The sequence below is a fragment of the Streptomyces sp. NBC_00376 genome (genome assembly GCF_036077095.1).
GTDB lineage: Bacteria > Actinomycetota > Actinomycetes > Streptomycetales > Streptomycetaceae > Streptomyces.
Genome location: NZ_CP107960.1, coordinates 7,147,531 through 7,163,225 on the forward strand (window position 1 = coordinate 7,147,531; position 15,695 = coordinate 7,163,225).

Annotated in this window: 16 protein-coding genes; 15 read left to right on the forward strand and 1 reads right to left on the reverse strand. The window is 70.4% G+C overall.

Annotation, left to right across the window (positions count from 1 at the left end; translation table 11 throughout):
- Window positions 1–59: 59 nt before the first annotated feature.
- The 4 genes from OG842_RS32300 to nusB all read left to right on the forward strand — a co-directional run bounded on the left by OG842_RS32300 (window position 60) and on the right by nusB (window position 3,131).
- On the forward strand, window positions 60–881 hold the full coding sequence (locus tag OG842_RS32300) for a Pro-rich N-terminal domain-containing protein (RefSeq protein ID WP_266735870.1): 822 nt from the start codon (window positions 60–62) through the stop codon (window positions 879–881).
- Between the two features lie 92 nt (window positions 882–973).
- Window positions 974–2,080 carry an aminopeptidase P family protein gene (locus OG842_RS32305; RefSeq protein WP_266735869.1) on the forward strand — a complete coding sequence of 369 codons (1,107 nt, stop codon included), beginning with the start codon at window positions 974–976 and terminating at the stop codon, window positions 2,078–2,080.
- Between the two features lie 50 nt (window positions 2,081–2,130).
- Window positions 2,131–2,697, forward strand: coding sequence for an elongation factor P (gene efp, locus OG842_RS32310; protein WP_266735867.1), 567 nt, complete (start codon window positions 2,131–2,133; stop codon window positions 2,695–2,697).
- A 2-nt stretch (window positions 2,698–2,699) separates the two neighbouring features.
- A complete protein-coding gene (gene nusB, locus OG842_RS32315) occupies window positions 2,700–3,131 on the forward strand; it encodes a transcription antitermination factor NusB (RefSeq protein WP_266735866.1) in 432 nt (143 codons plus the stop codon).
- 182 nt (window positions 3,132–3,313) lie between these two features.
- On the opposite strand, the gene bldD is transcribed toward nusB, so the two are convergent.
- Window positions 3,314–3,814: a transcriptional regulator BldD gene (gene bldD / locus OG842_RS32320; protein WP_014044812.1), complete on the reverse strand. Its 501-nt coding sequence runs from the start codon at window positions 3,812–3,814 to the stop codon at window positions 3,314–3,316.
- 221 nt (window positions 3,815–4,035) lie between these two features.
- Here bldD and pyrR point away from each other — a divergent pair, with 221 nt between their 5' ends.
- From pyrR to rpoZ, 11 genes are all read left to right on the forward strand, one after another.
- Entirely contained in the window at window positions 4,036–4,620 is a 585-nt protein-coding gene (gene pyrR / locus OG842_RS32325; protein WP_072484539.1) for a bifunctional pyr operon transcriptional regulator/uracil phosphoribosyltransferase PyrR, read from the forward strand.
- Window positions 4,621–4,713: 93 nt separating this feature from the next.
- Window positions 4,714–5,700: an aspartate carbamoyltransferase catalytic subunit gene (locus OG842_RS32330; protein WP_266737312.1), complete on the forward strand. Its 987-nt coding sequence runs from the start codon at window positions 4,714–4,716 to the stop codon at window positions 5,698–5,700.
- 2 nt (window positions 5,701–5,702) lie between these two features.
- Entirely contained in the window at window positions 5,703–6,989 is a 1,287-nt protein-coding gene (locus tag OG842_RS32335; RefSeq protein ID WP_266735864.1) for a dihydroorotase, read from the forward strand.
- Window positions 6,986–7,564: a PH-like domain-containing protein gene (locus OG842_RS32340; protein ID WP_266735863.1), complete on the forward strand. Its 579-nt coding sequence runs from the start codon at window positions 6,986–6,988 to the stop codon at window positions 7,562–7,564. The genes OG842_RS32335 and OG842_RS32340 overlap by 4 nt, the downstream gene beginning before the upstream one ends.
- Complete coding sequence (gene carA / locus OG842_RS32345; protein ID WP_266735861.1) at window positions 7,561–8,703, forward strand: glutamine-hydrolyzing carbamoyl-phosphate synthase small subunit; 1,143 nt, start codon at window positions 7,561–7,563, stop codon at window positions 8,701–8,703. Before OG842_RS32340 ends, carA begins: the two co-directional genes overlap by 4 nt.
- The gene (carB, locus tag OG842_RS32350; protein ID WP_266735859.1) at window positions 8,696–12,004 is read left to right on the forward strand and encodes a carbamoyl-phosphate synthase large subunit; all 3,309 of its coding nucleotides are present in this window, start codon (window positions 8,696–8,698) and stop codon (window positions 12,002–12,004) included. The genes carA and carB overlap by 8 nt, the downstream gene beginning before the upstream one ends.
- Window positions 12,005–12,068: 64 nt before the next feature.
- Window positions 12,069–13,178, forward strand: coding sequence for a quinone-dependent dihydroorotate dehydrogenase (locus tag OG842_RS32355; protein ID WP_266735858.1), 1,110 nt, complete (start codon window positions 12,069–12,071; stop codon window positions 13,176–13,178).
- A complete protein-coding gene (gene pyrF, locus OG842_RS32360) occupies window positions 13,175–14,014 on the forward strand; it encodes an orotidine-5'-phosphate decarboxylase (protein WP_266735856.1) in 840 nt (279 codons plus the stop codon). Before OG842_RS32355 ends, pyrF begins: the two co-directional genes overlap by 4 nt.
- Window positions 14,015–14,258: 244 nt before the next feature.
- Window positions 14,259–14,582: an integration host factor gene (locus OG842_RS32365; protein ID WP_014157387.1), complete on the forward strand. Its 324-nt coding sequence runs from the start codon at window positions 14,259–14,261 to the stop codon at window positions 14,580–14,582.
- Between the two features lie 38 nt (window positions 14,583–14,620).
- Complete coding sequence (gmk, locus tag OG842_RS32370) at window positions 14,621–15,238, forward strand: guanylate kinase (RefSeq protein ID WP_266735855.1); 618 nt, start codon at window positions 14,621–14,623, stop codon at window positions 15,236–15,238.
- 88 nt (window positions 15,239–15,326) lie between these two features.
- Window positions 15,327–15,599: a DNA-directed RNA polymerase subunit omega gene (gene rpoZ / locus OG842_RS32375; protein ID WP_003970369.1), complete on the forward strand. Its 273-nt coding sequence runs from the start codon at window positions 15,327–15,329 to the stop codon at window positions 15,597–15,599.
- Window positions 15,600–15,695 lie beyond the last annotated feature (96 nt).

A 15,695-nucleotide genomic window follows, 5' to 3' on the forward strand; every position in this document is an offset into this window, starting at 1 on the left:
GACGGTACGGTTGCCGTTCCACCAGCGCCAGTTGCCTGTACGAGACGGAGTGGCACCGGATGCAGCACGCAGTGGGGGCCCCGCTGCCGCCGCCCCAAGGACCCGGAAGCGGACCTGTCGGCTGGTCGCACCAGGCCCAGCACCCCGGCCACCCCGGTCCGCCGGGGCCGCCACCCATCACCCCGCCCGCGCCCGGCGGGTGGAGCGGGCCCGCCCCGCAGCACGCCCCGGGCCCTCCCCTCAGGGAGACCACGGGACACGTCCAGCTGCCGCCCGGCGGCCCGGTCCCGCTGCCCGCGCCGCCCGCCGAGCCCGGCACCGGCAGTACGACCCTCGCGGTCCTCCTGATCGGCCCCGCGGGCGCCGGCAAGACCACCGTGGCCAAGCTCTGGGCCAGCCGCCGCCGGGTGCCCACCGCCCATGTCAGCCTCGACGACGTCCGCGAATGGGTCTGCTCCGGTTTCGCCGACCCGCAGTCCGGGTGGAACGACCACTCCGAGGCCCAGTACCGCCTGGCCCGCCGCACCTGCGGCTTCGCCGCCCGCAACTTCCTCGCCAACGGCATCTCCTGCATCCTCGACGACGCAGTCTTCCCCGACCGCCCGGTCGTCGGGCTCGGCGGCTGGAAGCGCCACGTCGGCCCCGGACTCCTGCCCGTCGTCCTGCTGCCCGGCCTGGAGATCGTGCTGGAGCGCAACGCCGCCCGAAGCGGCAACCGCCGCCTCTCGGACGAGGAGGTCGCCAGGATCCACGGCCGGATGGCCGGCTGGTACGGCTCCGGCCTGCCGATCATCGACAACTCGACGTACGACGTGGAGACCACCGCCCGCGTCCTGGACGACATCCTCGCCCGCTCCATAGCCAGCCCGCCGGCCTGGTGAACCGTCACCGGGCGGTGCTTCCGGTGCCCGGCCGACCCCCGGTCGGGTGCGCTGACCGAGCAGGCCCGCGCCACCGCTCGTAGGCTCGTGACATGTCAGAGGTGTACGCCGTCCGCCGCGGGCTGCTTCGCGACCGGTGCGCCGCCGTCGGATCCGCGGCCGCCCTGGTCTCCCGCCCCGCCAACGTCCGCTATCTCGCGGGCGGTGCGCCGCCGGGCGCCGTGCTGCTGCTCGGACCCGCCGGGGACGTCCTGGTCTCTCCCCGGGCCCCGGGCGGCGACCCGGCCGACGGGCGCACCGACGATCAGCTGCGGGTCTCCCTGCTGCCTCCTTCCGACGGCGATCCGGTGGTTGCCGCCGCCGATCTGGCCGGTTCCTCGGGCGCGGAGTCGCTGGCCGTCGAGGAGCACCACCTGACGGTCGCCCGCCACCGGGCCATGGGCTCGGTCGCCCCGCGGCTGAGGCTGGCCGATCTCGGGGCCACCGTCGAGCAGCTGCGGGTGGTCAAGGACGAGGAGGAGATCGCCTGTCTGCGGATCGCCGCCGAGATCACCGACCAGGCCCTGGGCGAACTCCTCGAATCCATCCTGGTGGGCCGCACCGAACGGCATCTCGCCCTGGAGCTGGAGCGCCGCCTGGTGGACCACGGCGCCGACGGCCCCGCCTTCGCCACCTCCGTCGCCACCGGACCGAACTCGGGCCAGGGTCGCCACCGCCCCTCGGACCGGCGGGTGGAGGAAGGAGATTTCCTCTCCGTCTGCCTCGGCGCGAACTATCGCGGCTACCGCTGCGAGATCGGCCGCACGTTCGTCATCGGGACGACGCCCGCCGACTGGCAGATCGAGCTCTACGACCTGGTTTTCGCCGCTCAGCGGGCTGGGCGCGAGGCCCTCGTACCGGGCGCCGCCTACCGCGACGTGGACCGCGCGGCCCGCTATGTCCTGGACTCGGCGGGGCACGGCGGGGGCCTGGCACCCTGGACCGGGCACGGGGTGGGACTCGAAATCGACGAGGACCCGCAGTTGGCACCTGCGGCCATGGGTAAACTGGACGCTTGTGTGCCGGTCACCGTCGAACCGGGGGTCCACCTCCCGGGCCGGGGCGGGGTCCGGATCGATGACACGCTCGTCGTGCGCCCCGAGGCGGACGGCGGACCCGAGCTACTCACCATTACGACCAAGGAGCTGCTCGCGCTCTAGCGCGCATCCTCGGTCGTTCCACCAGCTTCAGTCCAGGAGATTCCGCAACCGTGGCTTCCACGAACGACCTCAAGAACGGCATGGTGCTCAAGCTCGACGGAGGCCAGCTCTGGTCCGTCGTCGAGTTCCAGCACGTCAAGCCCGGCAAGGGCCCGGCCTTCGTGCGCACCAAGCTCAAGAACGTGCTCTCCGGCAAGGTCGTCGACAAGACGTTCAACGCCGGTGTGAAGGTCGAAACGGCCACCATCGACCGTCGCGACATGCAGTTCTCGTACATGGACGGCGAGTACTTCGTCTTCATGGACATGGACACCTACGACCAGCTCATGGTCGACCGCAAGTCCGTCGGTGACGCTGCCAACTTCCTGATCGAGGGCTTCACCGCCTCCGTGGCGCAGCACGAGGGCTCGGTGCTCTACGTCGAGCTCCCGGCCGCCGTCGAGCTCGTCATCAAGGAGACCGAGCCGGGCGTCCAGGGCGACCGCTCCACCGGTGGCACCAAGCCCGCCACCCTGGAGACCGGTTACCAGATCCAGGTCCCGCTCTTCATCACCACCGGTGAGAAGGTCAAGGTCGACACCCGCACCAGCGACTACCTCGGCCGGGTGAACAGCTAACCGTGGCTGCCCGGAACAAGGCCCGCAAGCGCGCCTTCCAGATCCTCTTCGAGGCCGACCAGCGCGGCGAGTCCGTGCAGACGGTCCTCGCGGACTGGGTGCGGCACTCGCGGGCCGACAACCGTCAGCCGCCGGTCACCGAGTACACGATGGAGCTCGTCGAGGGGTACGCGCAGTACGCGGACCGGATCGACGACCTCATCGTGACCTACGCGGTGGACTGGGAGATCGACCGCATGCCGGTCGTCGACCGGAACATCCTGCGGCTCGGCGCCTACGAGCTGATCTGGGAGGACGGCACCCCGGACGCGGTGGTGATCGACGAGGCGGTCCAGCTCGCCAAGGAGTTCTCCACCGACGACTCCCCGTCCTTCGTGAACGGGCTGCTGGCCCGCTTCAAGGACCTCAAGCCGAACCTCCGCCGGGAGCAGTAGCTCCGGCGGCATTCTGCCGGCGAAGGGCCCACGGTCGCTCGACCGTGGGCCCTTCGCCGTGCGTGGGCCCGTCGTACACGTACCGCCGCGCGCGGCCCGGCGTACACGAAAAAGCCGTGCCGGTGCGGGCACCCGATGGGGTGAACCGCACCGACACGGCGGTACGTTTCTTCAGGGGGTCGTCAGCCCTCTTCGTGGGCCACGGCGCGACGCGCGTCCGCGTCCAGCACGCCCCAGCTGATCAGCTGCTCCGTGAGCACGGACGGCGACTGGTCGTAGATCACGGCCAGTGTGCGCAGGTCGTCCTGGCGGATCGAGAGCACCTTGCCGTTGTAGTCACCGCGCTGGCTCTGGATCGTCGCCGCGTAGCGCTGCAGCGGACCGGCCTTCTCCGGCGGGACGTGGGCGAGGCGCTCCAGGTCCAGGACGAGCTTCGGCGGCGGCTCGGCGGCACCGCCGGGCGTCGTACCGGGCAGGAGCTCCTGGACCGGGACCCCGTAGAAGTCCGCGAGCTCAGCGAGGCGCTGTACGGTCACGGCGCGGTCGCCGCGCTCGTACGAGCCGACCACGACGGCCTTCCAGCGGCCCTGGGACTTCTCCTCCACGCCATGGAGGGAGAGGCCCTGCTGGGTGCGGATGGCACGGAGTTTGGCCCCGAGCTGTTTTGCGTATTCGCTGGACATAAGGCTCCCCGGACGCTGGGACATTTCGCGGCTCCGCCGCGTTGCTGGTAACTCACTGTGAGGTTACGCAGCGTTACTTGGATGCGTCAAGCCGAATGGTCCGGACCGGCATCTCCCGGGGGCGGGAGCGGGAGCCGGTGCAAGCCCTGGTAACGTGGATGACGCAATTTCGACGTCCTTTAAGGTCCGTCCCGTGAGACGGAGAAGGAGGTCCGTTTCTTATGGACGCACAGCACGAAGCCACCGGCAATGCGGCACGCCCCGTTCTCGAGGCTCCCGACATCGCCCGGGTACTGACCCGGATCGCCCACGAGATCGTCGAACGCGCCAAGGGCGCCGACGACGTGGTTCTCCTCGGCATCCCGACGCGAGGCGTCTTCCTCGCCCGCCGGCTCGCCGAGAAGCTCGAAGAGATCACTGGCGGGAAGATGCCGGTCGGCTCCCTCGACATCACCATGTACCGCGACGACCTGCGGCTGCGCCCGGCGCGCGCCCTGGCCCGCACCGACATCCCCGGCGAGGGCATCGAGGGCCGCCTGGTCGTCCTCGTCGACGACGTCCTCTTCTCGGGCCGCACGATCCGCGCCGCCCTCGATGCCCTGGGCGACATCGGCCGGCCCCGTGCCGTACAGCTCGCGGTCCTCGTCGACCGCGGTCACCGCGAACTCCCGATCCGCGCCGACTACGTCGGCAAGAACCTCCCCACGTCGCTGCGGGAGACGGTCAAGGTCCAGCTCGCCGAGGAGGACGGCCGGGACGCCGTGCTGCTCGGTGTCGAGCGGACCGCCCCCACGGGCGAGCAGTAGCCCCACCACACCCGTACGGCGCACCACGAGCCCGTACCGCTGCTTCCGCACGCCCGCATGCCTGAACCCTCCAGCCACCCGGAGAACACCCAGATGAAGCGTCACCTCATCTCGGCCGCCGATCTCACCCGCGACGACGCCGTCCTGATCCTCGACACCGCCGAGGAGATGGCCAGGGTCGCGGACCGGCCGATCAAGAAGCTCCCCACCCTGCGCGGCCGTACCGTCGTCAACCTCTTCTTCGAGGACTCGACCCGCACCCGCATTTCCTTCGAGGCCGCCGCCAAGCGCCTCTCCGCGGACGTCATCAACTTCTCCGCGAAGGGCTCTTCCGTCTCCAAGGGCGAGTCGCTCAAGGACACCGCGCTGACCCTGGAGGCGATGGGCGCCGACGCCGTCGTCATCCGGCACGGCGCCTCCGGCGCCCCGTACCGCCTCGCCACCTCCGGCTGGATCGACGGCGCCGTCGTCAACGCCGGTGACGGTACCCACGAGCACCCCACCCAGGCCCTCCTGGACGCCTTCACGATGCGCCGCCGCCTGGTCGGGACCGACAGCGGTCTCGGCCGGGACCTCGAAGGCCGCCGGATCACCATCGTCGGCGACATCCTGCACAGCCGGGTGGCCCGCTCCAACGTGCACCTGCTGACGACGCTCGGCGCCCACGTCACCCTGGTGGCCCCGCCGACCCTTGTCCCGGTCGGCGTCGAGCGGTGGCCCTGCGACGTCAGCTACAGCCTCGACGGCGTGCTGCCGAAGTCCGACGCGGTGATGATGCTCCGTGTGCAGCGTGAACGGATGAACGCCGCGTACTTCCCGACCGAGCGCGAGTACTCCCGCCGCTACGGCCTGGACGCCGACCGCATGGCGCGGATGCCCGAGCACGCCGTCGTCATGCACCCCGGCCCGATGGTGCGCGGCATGGAGATCACCGCCGAGGTCGCCGACTCCGACCGGTGCACGGTCGTCGAGCAGGTCGCCAACGGCGTCTCGATCCGCATGGCCGTCCTGTACCTGCTGCTGGGCGGGTACGAATCCGCCGCCCCCGCCGCCCCGTCCCGTACCGAGGAGAACAAGTAACCATGAGCAAGATCCTTATCCGCGGCGCGAAGGTCCTCGGCGGCGAACCCCAGGACGTCCTGATCGACGGCGAGACCATCGCCGCCGTCTCCACCGGCATCGAGGCCGGCGACGCGACCGTCGTCGAGGCCGAGGGCCTGATCCTGCTGCCCGGCCTGGTCGACCTCCACACCCACCTGCGCGAGCCCGGCCGCGAGGACTCCGAGACCGTCCTCACCGGCACCAAGGCCGCGGCCGTCGGCGGCTTCACCGCCGTGCACGCGATGGCCAACACCTTCCCGGTCGCCGACACCGCCGGCGTCGTCGAGCAGGTCTGGCGGCTCGGCAAGGAGTCCGGCTACTGCGACGTGCAGCCGATCGGCGCCGTCACCGTCGGCCTGGAGGGCAAGAAGCTCGCCGAGCTCGGTGCCATGCACGATTCGGCTGCCGGGGTGAAGGTCTTCTCCGACGACGGCAAGTGCGTCGACGACGCGGTGATCATGCGCCGCGCGCTGGAATACGTGAAGGCCTTCGACGGCGTCGTCGCCCAGCACGCCCAGGAGCCCCGCCTCACCGAGGGCGCCCAGATGAACGAGGGCGTCGTCTCCGCCGAACTCGGTCTCGGCGGCTGGCCCGCCGTCGCCGAGGAGTCGATCATCGCCCGCGACGTGCTGCTGGCCGCCCACGTCGGCTCCCGGGTGCACATCTGCCACCTGTCGACCGCAGGCTCCGTCGAGATCGTCCGCTGGGCCAAGTCCAAGGGCTGGAACGTCACCGCCGAGGTCACTCCGCACCACCTGCTCCTCACCGACGAGCTCGTGCGGTCCTACGACCCGGTCTACAAGGTGAACCCGCCGCTGCGCACCGAGGCCGACGTCATGGCCCTGCGCGAGGCGCTCGCCGACGGCACCATCGACTGCGTCGCCACCGACCACGCCCCGCACCCGCACGAGGACAAGGACTGCGAGTGGGCCGCTGCCGCCATGGGCATGGTGGGCCTGGAGACCGCGCTCTCCGTCGTCCAGCAGACGATGGTCGAGACCGGAATGATCGACTGGGCGGGCGTCGCCGACCGGATGTCGTTCCGCCCGGCCGCCATCGGACGGCTCGACGGACACGGCCGGCCCGTCTCGGCCGGTGAGCCCGCCAACCTCACCCTGGTCGATCCGGCTTACCGTGGTGTCGTGGACCCCGCGGGCTTCGCCTCCCGCAGCCGCAACACTCCGTACGAGGGGCGCGAGCTGCCGGGCCGAGTCACCCACACCTTCCTGCGGGGCCGTGCCACGGTCGTCGACGGGAAGCTCGCGTGACATCACTCACCCCTCTGTACCAGCTCGCCGCAGAACGGAAGTCGGCCGAAGTGACCGACTGGTCCGCCCGGATCAGCTGGGTCATCGGACTGATCGTCCTCATCGCCTTCGTGTACTGGCTGATGCGCCAGGGATGGAAGTGGCGGGGCAGCCTCCAGTCCGACCTGCCGGAGCTCGCCGCCACCCCCGAGGGGTTCGCGGACGGCGAGAAGCTGCTCACACTGACCGGCCGGTACCACGCCTCGACCACCGCCGGGCAGTGGCTCGACCGGATCGTCGCCCACGGCCTGGGCACCCGCAGCCGCGTCGAGCTCACCCTGACCGAACAGGGCCTGGACGTCGTACGGCCCGGGGCCGCCGACTTCTTCGTGCCGGCCGCCGCCCTGCGCGGGGCCCGGCTCGACAAGGGCATCGCCGGCAAGGTCCTCCCCGAGGGCGGCCTGCTGATCATCACCTGGGCGCACGGCGACAAACTGATCGACTCCGGATTCCGCTCCGACCGCTCAGCCGAGCACCCGGCCTGGGTCGAGGCCATCGACCAACTCACCAGAACTACGGAAGGCACCGCACGATGACGATCTCCACCCGGGGAGCCGCCAAAGCTCCCGCCGTACTCGTCCTGGAGGACGGCCGCGCCTTCCGCGGCCGTGCCTACGGGGCCGTGGGGGAGACCTTCGGCGAGGCGGTTTTCTCCACCGGCATGACCGGCTACCAGGAGACGCTGACCGACCCCTCGTACCACCGCCAGGTCGTCGTGATGACCGCCCCGCACGTCGGGAACACCGGGGTGAACGACGAGGACCCCGAGTCCGGACGGATCTGGGTGTCCGGCTACGTCGTCCGCGACCCCGCCCGGGTCCCCTCCAACTGGCGCTCGCAGCGCTCGCTCGACGAGGAACTGGAGCGCCAGGGCGTCGTCGGCATCAGCGGTGTCGACACCCGCGCGCTCACCCGCCACCTGCGCGAGCGCGGCGCCATGCGCGTCGGCATCTTCTCCGGTGACGCGGTCGCAGACGAGGCCACGCTGCTGGCCCGGGTCCTGCGGGCCCCCGAGATGGTCGGCGCAGACCTCTCCGCCGAGGTCGCCACCAAGGAGACGTACGTCGTCCCCGCGATCGGCACCAAGAAGTTCACCGTCGCCGCGATCGACCTCGGCATCAAGGGCATGACCCCGCACCGGATGGCCGAGCGCGGCATCGAGGTGCACGTGCTGCCCGCCACCGCCACTCTGGAGGACGTGTACGCGGTCGAGCCCGACGGCGTGTTCTTCTCCAACGGCCCCGGCGACCCGGCCACCGCCGACCACCCGGTCTCCGTCATGCAGGGCGTCCTGGAGCGGAAGACCCCGCTCTTCGGCATCTGCTTCGGCAACCAGATCCTCGGCCGCGCCCTCGGCTTCGGCACCTACAAGCTGAAGTACGGCCACCGCGGCATCAACCAGCCCGTGCAGGACCGCACGACCGGCAAGGTCGAGGTCACCGCGCACAACCACGGCTTCGCCGTCGACGCCCCGCTCGACAAGGTGTCCGAGACGAAGTTCGGCCGCGCCGAGGTCTCCCACGTCTGCCTGAACGACCAGGTCGTCGAGGGGCTCCACCTCCTCGACCAGCCCGCCTTCAGCGTCCAGTACCACCCCGAAGCAGCCGCCGGCCCGCACGACGCCGCGTACCTCTTCGACCGTTTCGTCTCCCTGATGGAGGGCCAGCGTGCCTAAGCGCTCCGATATCCAGTCCGTCCTGGTCATCGGCTCCGGCCCGATCGTCATCGGCCAGGCCGCAGAGTTCGACTACTCCGGCACCCAGGCCTGCCGCGTCCTCAAGGCCGAGGGCCTGCGCGTCATCCTGGTGAACTCCAACCCGGCGACGATCATGACCGACCCGGAGATCGCCGACGCCACGTACGTCGAGCCGATCACCCCCGAGTTCGTCGAGAAGATCATCGCCAAGGAGCGCCCCGACGCGCTGCTCCCCACCCTGGGCGGCCAGACCGCGCTCAACACCGCGATCTCCATGCACGAGAACGGTGTCCTGGAGAAGTACGGCGTCGAGCTCATCGGCGCCAACGTCGAGGCCATCAACAAGGGCGAGGACCGCGACCTCTTCAAGGGTGTCGTCGAGGCCGTCAAGGCGAAGATCGGTTACGGCGAGTCCGCCCGCTCGGTCATCTGCCACTCCATGGACGACGTCCTCGCGGGCGTCGAGACGCTCGGCGGCTACCCCGTCGTCGTCCGCCCCTCCTTCACCATGGGCGGCGCCGGCTCCGGCTTCGCGCACGACGAGGACGAGCTGCGCCGCATCGCCGGACAGGGCCTCACGCTCTCGCCGACCACCGAGGTGCTCCTGGAGGAGTCCATCCTCGGCTGGAAGGAGTACGAGCTGGAGCTGATGCGCGACAAGAACGACAACGTCGTGGTCGTCTGCTCCATCGAGAACTTCGACCCGATGGGTGTCCACACCGGTGACTCGATCACCGTCGCCCCGGCGATGACGCTCACCGACCGCGAGTACCAGCGGCTGCGCGATGTCGGCATCGCGATCATCCGCGAGGTCGGCGTCGACACCGGCGGCTGCAACATCCAGTTCGCCATCGACCCGACCGACGGCCGGGTCATCGTGATCGAGATGAACCCGCGCGTCTCCCGCTCCTCGGCGCTCGCCTCCAAGGCCACCGGCTTCCCGATCGCCAAGATCGCCGCCAAGCTGGCCGTCGGCTACACGCTCGACGAGATCCCCAACGACATCACCGAGAAGACCCCGGCCTCCTTCGAGCCGACCCTCGACTACGTCGTGGTCAAGGCCCCGCGGTTCGCCTTCGAGAAGTTCCCCTCCGCCGACTCCACCCTCACCACCACCATGAAGTCGGTGGGCGAGGCCATGGCGATCGGCCGGAACTTCACCGAGGCGCTCCAGAAGGCGCTCCGTTCGCTGGAGAAGAAGGGCTCGCAGTTCTCCTTCGTCGGCGAGCCCGGCGACAAGGCCGAGCTGCTCGCCGAGGCGGTCCGTCCGACCGACGGCCGGATCAACACCGTCATGCAGGCGATCAGGGCCGGCGCCACCCAGGAAGAGGTCTTCGACGCCACGAAGATCGACCCCTGGTTCGTCGACCAGCTCTTCCTGATCAAGGAGATCGCCGACGAGCTCGCCGCCGCCGACGAGCTGGGCCCCGAGCTGCTCGCCGAGGCCAAGCGGCACGGCTTCTCCGACGCGCAGATCGCCGAGATCCGCAGCCTGCGCGAGGACGTCGTGCGCGAGGTGCGGCACGCGCTGGGCATCCGCCCGGTCTACAAGACGGTCGACACCTGCGCCGCCGAGTTCGCCGCGAAGACGCCGTACTTCTACTCCTCCTACGACGAGGAGAACGAGGTCGCGTCCCGCACCAAGCCCGCGGTGATCATCCTCGGCTCAGGCCCCAACCGCATCGGCCAGGGCATCGAGTTCGACTACTCCTGCGTCCACGCCTCCTTCGCGCTGAGCGACGCGGGCTACGAGACCGTGATGGTCAACTGCAACCCGGAGACCGTCTCCACCGACTACGACACCTCCGACCGCCTGTACTTCGAGCCGCTGACGCTGGAAGACGTGCTGGAGATCGTGCACGCGGAGACCCTCGCCGGACCGGTCGCCGGTGTCATCGTCCAGCTCGGCGGCCAGACCCCGCTGGGCCTGTCGCAGGCGCTCAAGGACAACGGCGTGCCGGTCGTCGGCACGTCCCCGGAGGCCATCCACGCCGCCGAGGACCGTGGCGCCTTCGGCCGCGTCCTGGCCGAGGCCGGACTCCCCGCCCCGAAGCACGGCACCGCCACCACCTTCGACGAGGCCAAGGCCATCGCCGACGAGATCGGCTACCCCGTCCTCGTCCGCCCCAGCTACGTGCTCGGCGGCCGCGGCATGGAGATCGTGTACGACGAGATGCGGCTCTCCTCGTACATCGCCGAGTCCACCGAGATCAGCCCCACCCGGCCGGTCCTGGTCGACCGCTTCCTCGACGACGCCATCGAGATCGACGTCGACGCGCTCTACGACGGCACCGAGCTCTACCTCGGCGGCGTCATGGAGCACATCGAGGAGGCCGGCATCCACTCCGGCGACTCCGCCTGCGCGCTGCCCCCGATCACGCTCGGCGGCTACGACATCAAGCGGCTGCGGGCCTCCACCGAGGGCATCGCCAAGGGCGTCGGCGTACGCGGACTGATCAACATCCAGTTCGCGCTCTCCGGCGACATCCTCTACGTCCTGGAGGCCAACCCGCGCGCCTCCCGCACCGTCCCCTTCACCTCGAAGGCGACCGCGGTCCCGCTCGCCAAGGCCGCCGCCCGCATCTCGCTGGGCGCGACCATCGCCGAGCTGCGCGCCGAGGGCCTGCTCCCGGCCAACGGCGACGGCGGCACCCTGCCGCTGGACGCGCCGATCTCCGTCAAGGAGGCCGTCATGCCGTGGTCGCGCTTCCGCGACATCCACGGCCGCGGCGTCGACACCGTCCTCGGCCCGGAGATGCGCTCCACCGGTGAGGTCATGGGCATCGACTCGGTCTTCGGTACGGCGTACGCCAAGTCGCAGGCCGGCGCGTACGGCCCGCTGCCCACCAAGGGCCGCGCCTTCATCTCCGTCGCCAACCGCGACAAGCGCTCGATGATCTTCCCGGCGCGCGAACTCGTCGCCCACGGCTTCGAGCTGCTCGCCACCTCCGGCACCGCCGAGGTCCTCAAGCGCAACGGCATCAACGCCACGGTCGTGCGCAAGCAGTCCGAGGGCGTGGGCCCGCAGGGCGAGAAGACCATCGTCCAGCTGATCCACGACGGCGAGGTCGACCTCATCGTCAACACGCCGTACGGAACGGGCGGCCGCCTCGACGGCTACGAGATCCGTACCGCGGCCGTGGCCCGGTCCGTGCCGTGCCTGACGACGGTCCAGGCGCTCGCCGCCGCCGTCCAGGGCATCGACGCGCTCACCCACGGAGGCGTCGGCGTCCGTTCCCTCCAGGAACACGCGGAACATCTGACCGCGGCCCGCGACTAGCAGACCGACAGGGGGACACCGGAAACGGTGTCCCCCTCTCCGTGAGGACACCGAGGACACCCCGATGTACAAGTTCTTCTTCCGGCTGGTCTTCAAGCGGATGGACCCGGAGCAGGCTCACTACCTGGCCTTCCGGTGGATCCGCCTCGCCGCCCGGACCCCCGTGCTGCGCACCTTCGTCGCCGCCGCGCTCGCGCCCCGGTACAAGGAGCTGCGCACCGAGGCCCTCGGCCTGCGGATGCACGGCCCGTTCGGCCTCGCCGCCGGCTTCGACAAGAACGCCGTCGCGATCGACGGCATGTCGATGCTCGGCTTCGACCACATCGAGATCGGTACGGTCACCGGCGAGCCGCAGCCCGGCAACCCCAAGAAGCGCCTCTTCCGCCTCGTCGCGGACCGCGCGCTGATCAACCGCATGGGCTTCAACAACGAGGGCTCGGCCGCCGTCGCCGCCCGCCTCGCCGCCCGCAGGCCGGTCTTCCGGACCACGGTCGGCGTCAACATCGGCAAGACGAAGGTCGTGCCGGAGGCCGAAGCGGCCGACGACTACGTGAAGTCCACCGAGCGGCTCGCCGCCCACGCCGACTACCTCGTCGTGAACGTCTCCTCGCCCAACACCCCGGGGCTGCGCAACCTCCAGGCCACCGAGGCGCTGCGGCCCCTGCTCAGCGCCGTGCGCGACGCGGCCGACCGGACCGTCACCGGACGCCGGGTGCCGCTGCTCGTCAAGATCGCTCCGGACCTCGCGGACGAGGACGTCGACGCGGTCGCCGACCTCGCGGTCGAGCTGGGCCTGGACGGCATCATCGCCACCAACACCACCATCGCCCGCCAGGGCCTCGGCCTGAAGTCCTCGCCGTCCCTGGTCCAGGAGACCGGCGGACTCTCCGGCGCCCCCCTCAAGACCCGCTCCCTGGAGGTGCTGAGCCGCCTCTACGCGCGCGTGGGCGACCGGATCACCCTGGTCGGCGTCGGGGGCGTCGAGAACGCCGAGGACGCCTGGCAGCGCATCCTGGCCGGCGCCACGCTCGTCCAGGGCTACAGCGCCTTCATCTACGAGGGCCCGTTCTACGCCCGCGCCATCCACAAGGGCCTGGCCGCGCGCCTGGCCGCCTCCCCGTACGCCACCCTCGCCGAGGCCGTCGGCGCAGAGACCAGGAAGGCCACCGCATGAGCACCGAACACTTCGGCGCGCGCCTGCGCCGCGCCATGGACACCCGCGGACCGCTGTGCGTCGGCATCGACCCGCACGCCTCGCTGCTCACCGCCTGGGGCCTGAACGACGACGTCGCCGGGCTCGAACGCTTCACGCGCACCGTCGTGGAGGCACTGGCCGACCGGGTCGCCGTGCTCAAGCCGCAGTCCGCGTTCTTCGAGCGCTTCGGCTCGCGCGGCATCGCCGTCCTGGAGAAGGCGGTCCAGGAGGCGCGGGCGGCCGGCGCGCTGGTGCTGATGGACGCCAAGCGCGGCGACATCGGCTCCACCATGGGCGCCTACGCGGCGACCTACCTGGAGAAGGACTCGCCGCTGTTCTCGGACGCGGTCACCGTCTCGCCGTACCTCGGCTTCGGCTCGCTGCGTCCGGCGCTCGACGCGGCGGTCCTCTCCGGCGCGGGCGTCTTCGTGCTGGCCCTCACCTCCAACCCGGAGGGCGCCGAGGTGCAGCGCGCCACCGCCGCCGACGGCCGCTCGCTGGCCCAGCTCATGCTCGACCACATGGCCGCCGAGAACGAGGGGGTGGCCCCGCTCGGCTCCGTCGGCGCGGTGGTCGGAGCCACGCTCGGGGACGCGGGGGTGAACCTGGCGATCAACGGCCCGCTGCTCGCTCCCGGGATCGGGGCGCAGGGCGCGACGCCCGCGGATCTGCCCGGCGTCTTCGGTGTTGCGGTGGGCAATGTGGTGCCCAGCGTGAGCCGCGGCGTACTGAGCCAGGGCCCGGACGCGGCGGGGCTGCGGGAGGCCGCCGAACGGCTCACGGACGAGATCCGGGCGGCCGTGGCGGGTAGCTGATCATGCCACGTAACCGGGTGTTGACTCTTTCCTGACCAAAAAACTCGGTTGTTATGCCAGAAATGTCCTGGTCGGCCAAGGCTGACCAGGACTTTTCGTTGGTTCTCGCTGACTCGGGCGGCCTTGGCCGCTAGTCTCCGTCGAGAGCCGACGTACACAAGTTGTCCGTCGCTCACCTGGTGTGGAGCGTTCAGCTTCCTCACCGGTCCGTATCCGACAGATCGACATCCGAGGTGACGTAGGCGTGGCTCTTCCGCCCCTTACCCCTGAACAGCGCGCAGCCGCGCTCGAAAAGGCCGCCGCGGCTCGCCGGGAGCGGGCCGAGGTCAAGAATCGACTCAAGCACTCCGGCGCCTCCCTCCACGAGGTCATCAAGCAGGGCCAGGAGAACGACGTCATCGGCAAGATGAAGGTCTCCGCCCTCCTGGAGTCCCTGCCGGGCGTGGGCAAGGTCCGCGCCAAGCAGATCATGGAGCGGCTCGGCATCTCCGAGAGCCGCCGGGTCCGGGGTCTCGGCTCCAACCAGATCGCATCCTTGGAGCGCGAGTTCGGCGGCAGCGCCGCCTGACGTTCTCAGGCACTCCTGAGAACCTGGATAATCGCTCCATGGCTGCAACATCCCGGGGGACGTCCCCCGTACCCCCGGACGTACGTCCGCGGCTGACCGTGCTCTCCGGCCCCTCCGGGGTCGGCAAGAGCACGGTCGTCGCTCATATGCGCAAGGTCCACCCCGAGGTATGGCTCTCGGTGTCGGCGACGACCCGCAAGCCGCGCCCCGGCGAGCGCAACGGTGTCCATTACTTCTTCGTGGACAACGAGGAGTTCGACAAGCTGATCGCCAACGGCGAGCTGCTGGAGTGGGCCGAGTTCGCGGGCAACCGCTACGGCACGCCCCGCCGCGCCGTGCTCGACCGCCTGGAGGCGGGCGAGCCGGTGCTGCTGGAGATCGATCTCCAGGGTGCCCGGCTGGTCCGGCAGTCGATGTCGGACGCCCAGCTGGTCTTCCTGGCCCCGCCGAGCTGGGAGGAGCTGGTCCGCCGGCTCACCGGCCGCGGGACCGAGGCGCCCGAGGTGATCGATCGCCGGCTCGCCGCCGCCAAGGTCGAACTGGCCGCCGAGGCCGAGTTCGACACGACGCTGGTCAACACCTCCGTCGAGGACGTGGCCCGTGAGCTGCTAGCCTTGATGCTGGAGGCTTCCGGCCACCGTGCCGACAGCGACTGACGGATGCTGACGAATTCGGTACGCCCCACCGCGGAACTCCGCACCGTCAAAGATTTCTTTGATCTTTACCCCCTTCGGAAGGCAGAGAGTGTCCTCTTCCATCACCACGCCCGAGGGCATCATCAACCCGCCGATTGATGAGCTCCTCGAGGCCACCGACTCGAAGTACAGCCTCGTGATCTACGCCGCCAAGCGCGCGCGCCAGATCAACGCGTACTACTCGCAGCTCGGCGAGGGTCTCCTGGAGTACGTCGGTCCGCTCGTCGACACCCACGTGCACGAGAAGCCGCTCTCGATCGCGCTCCGCGAGATCAACGCGGGCCTGCTCACCTCCGAGGCCATCGAGGGCCCCGCGCAGTAAGCAGGAATTGCACCTTCATCTCAGGCCCGGCGGTCACCACTGCCGGGCCTGAGGTGTGTCCGGGGCGACAGCGTCGGGCCGGGCCCGGTGAGGCAG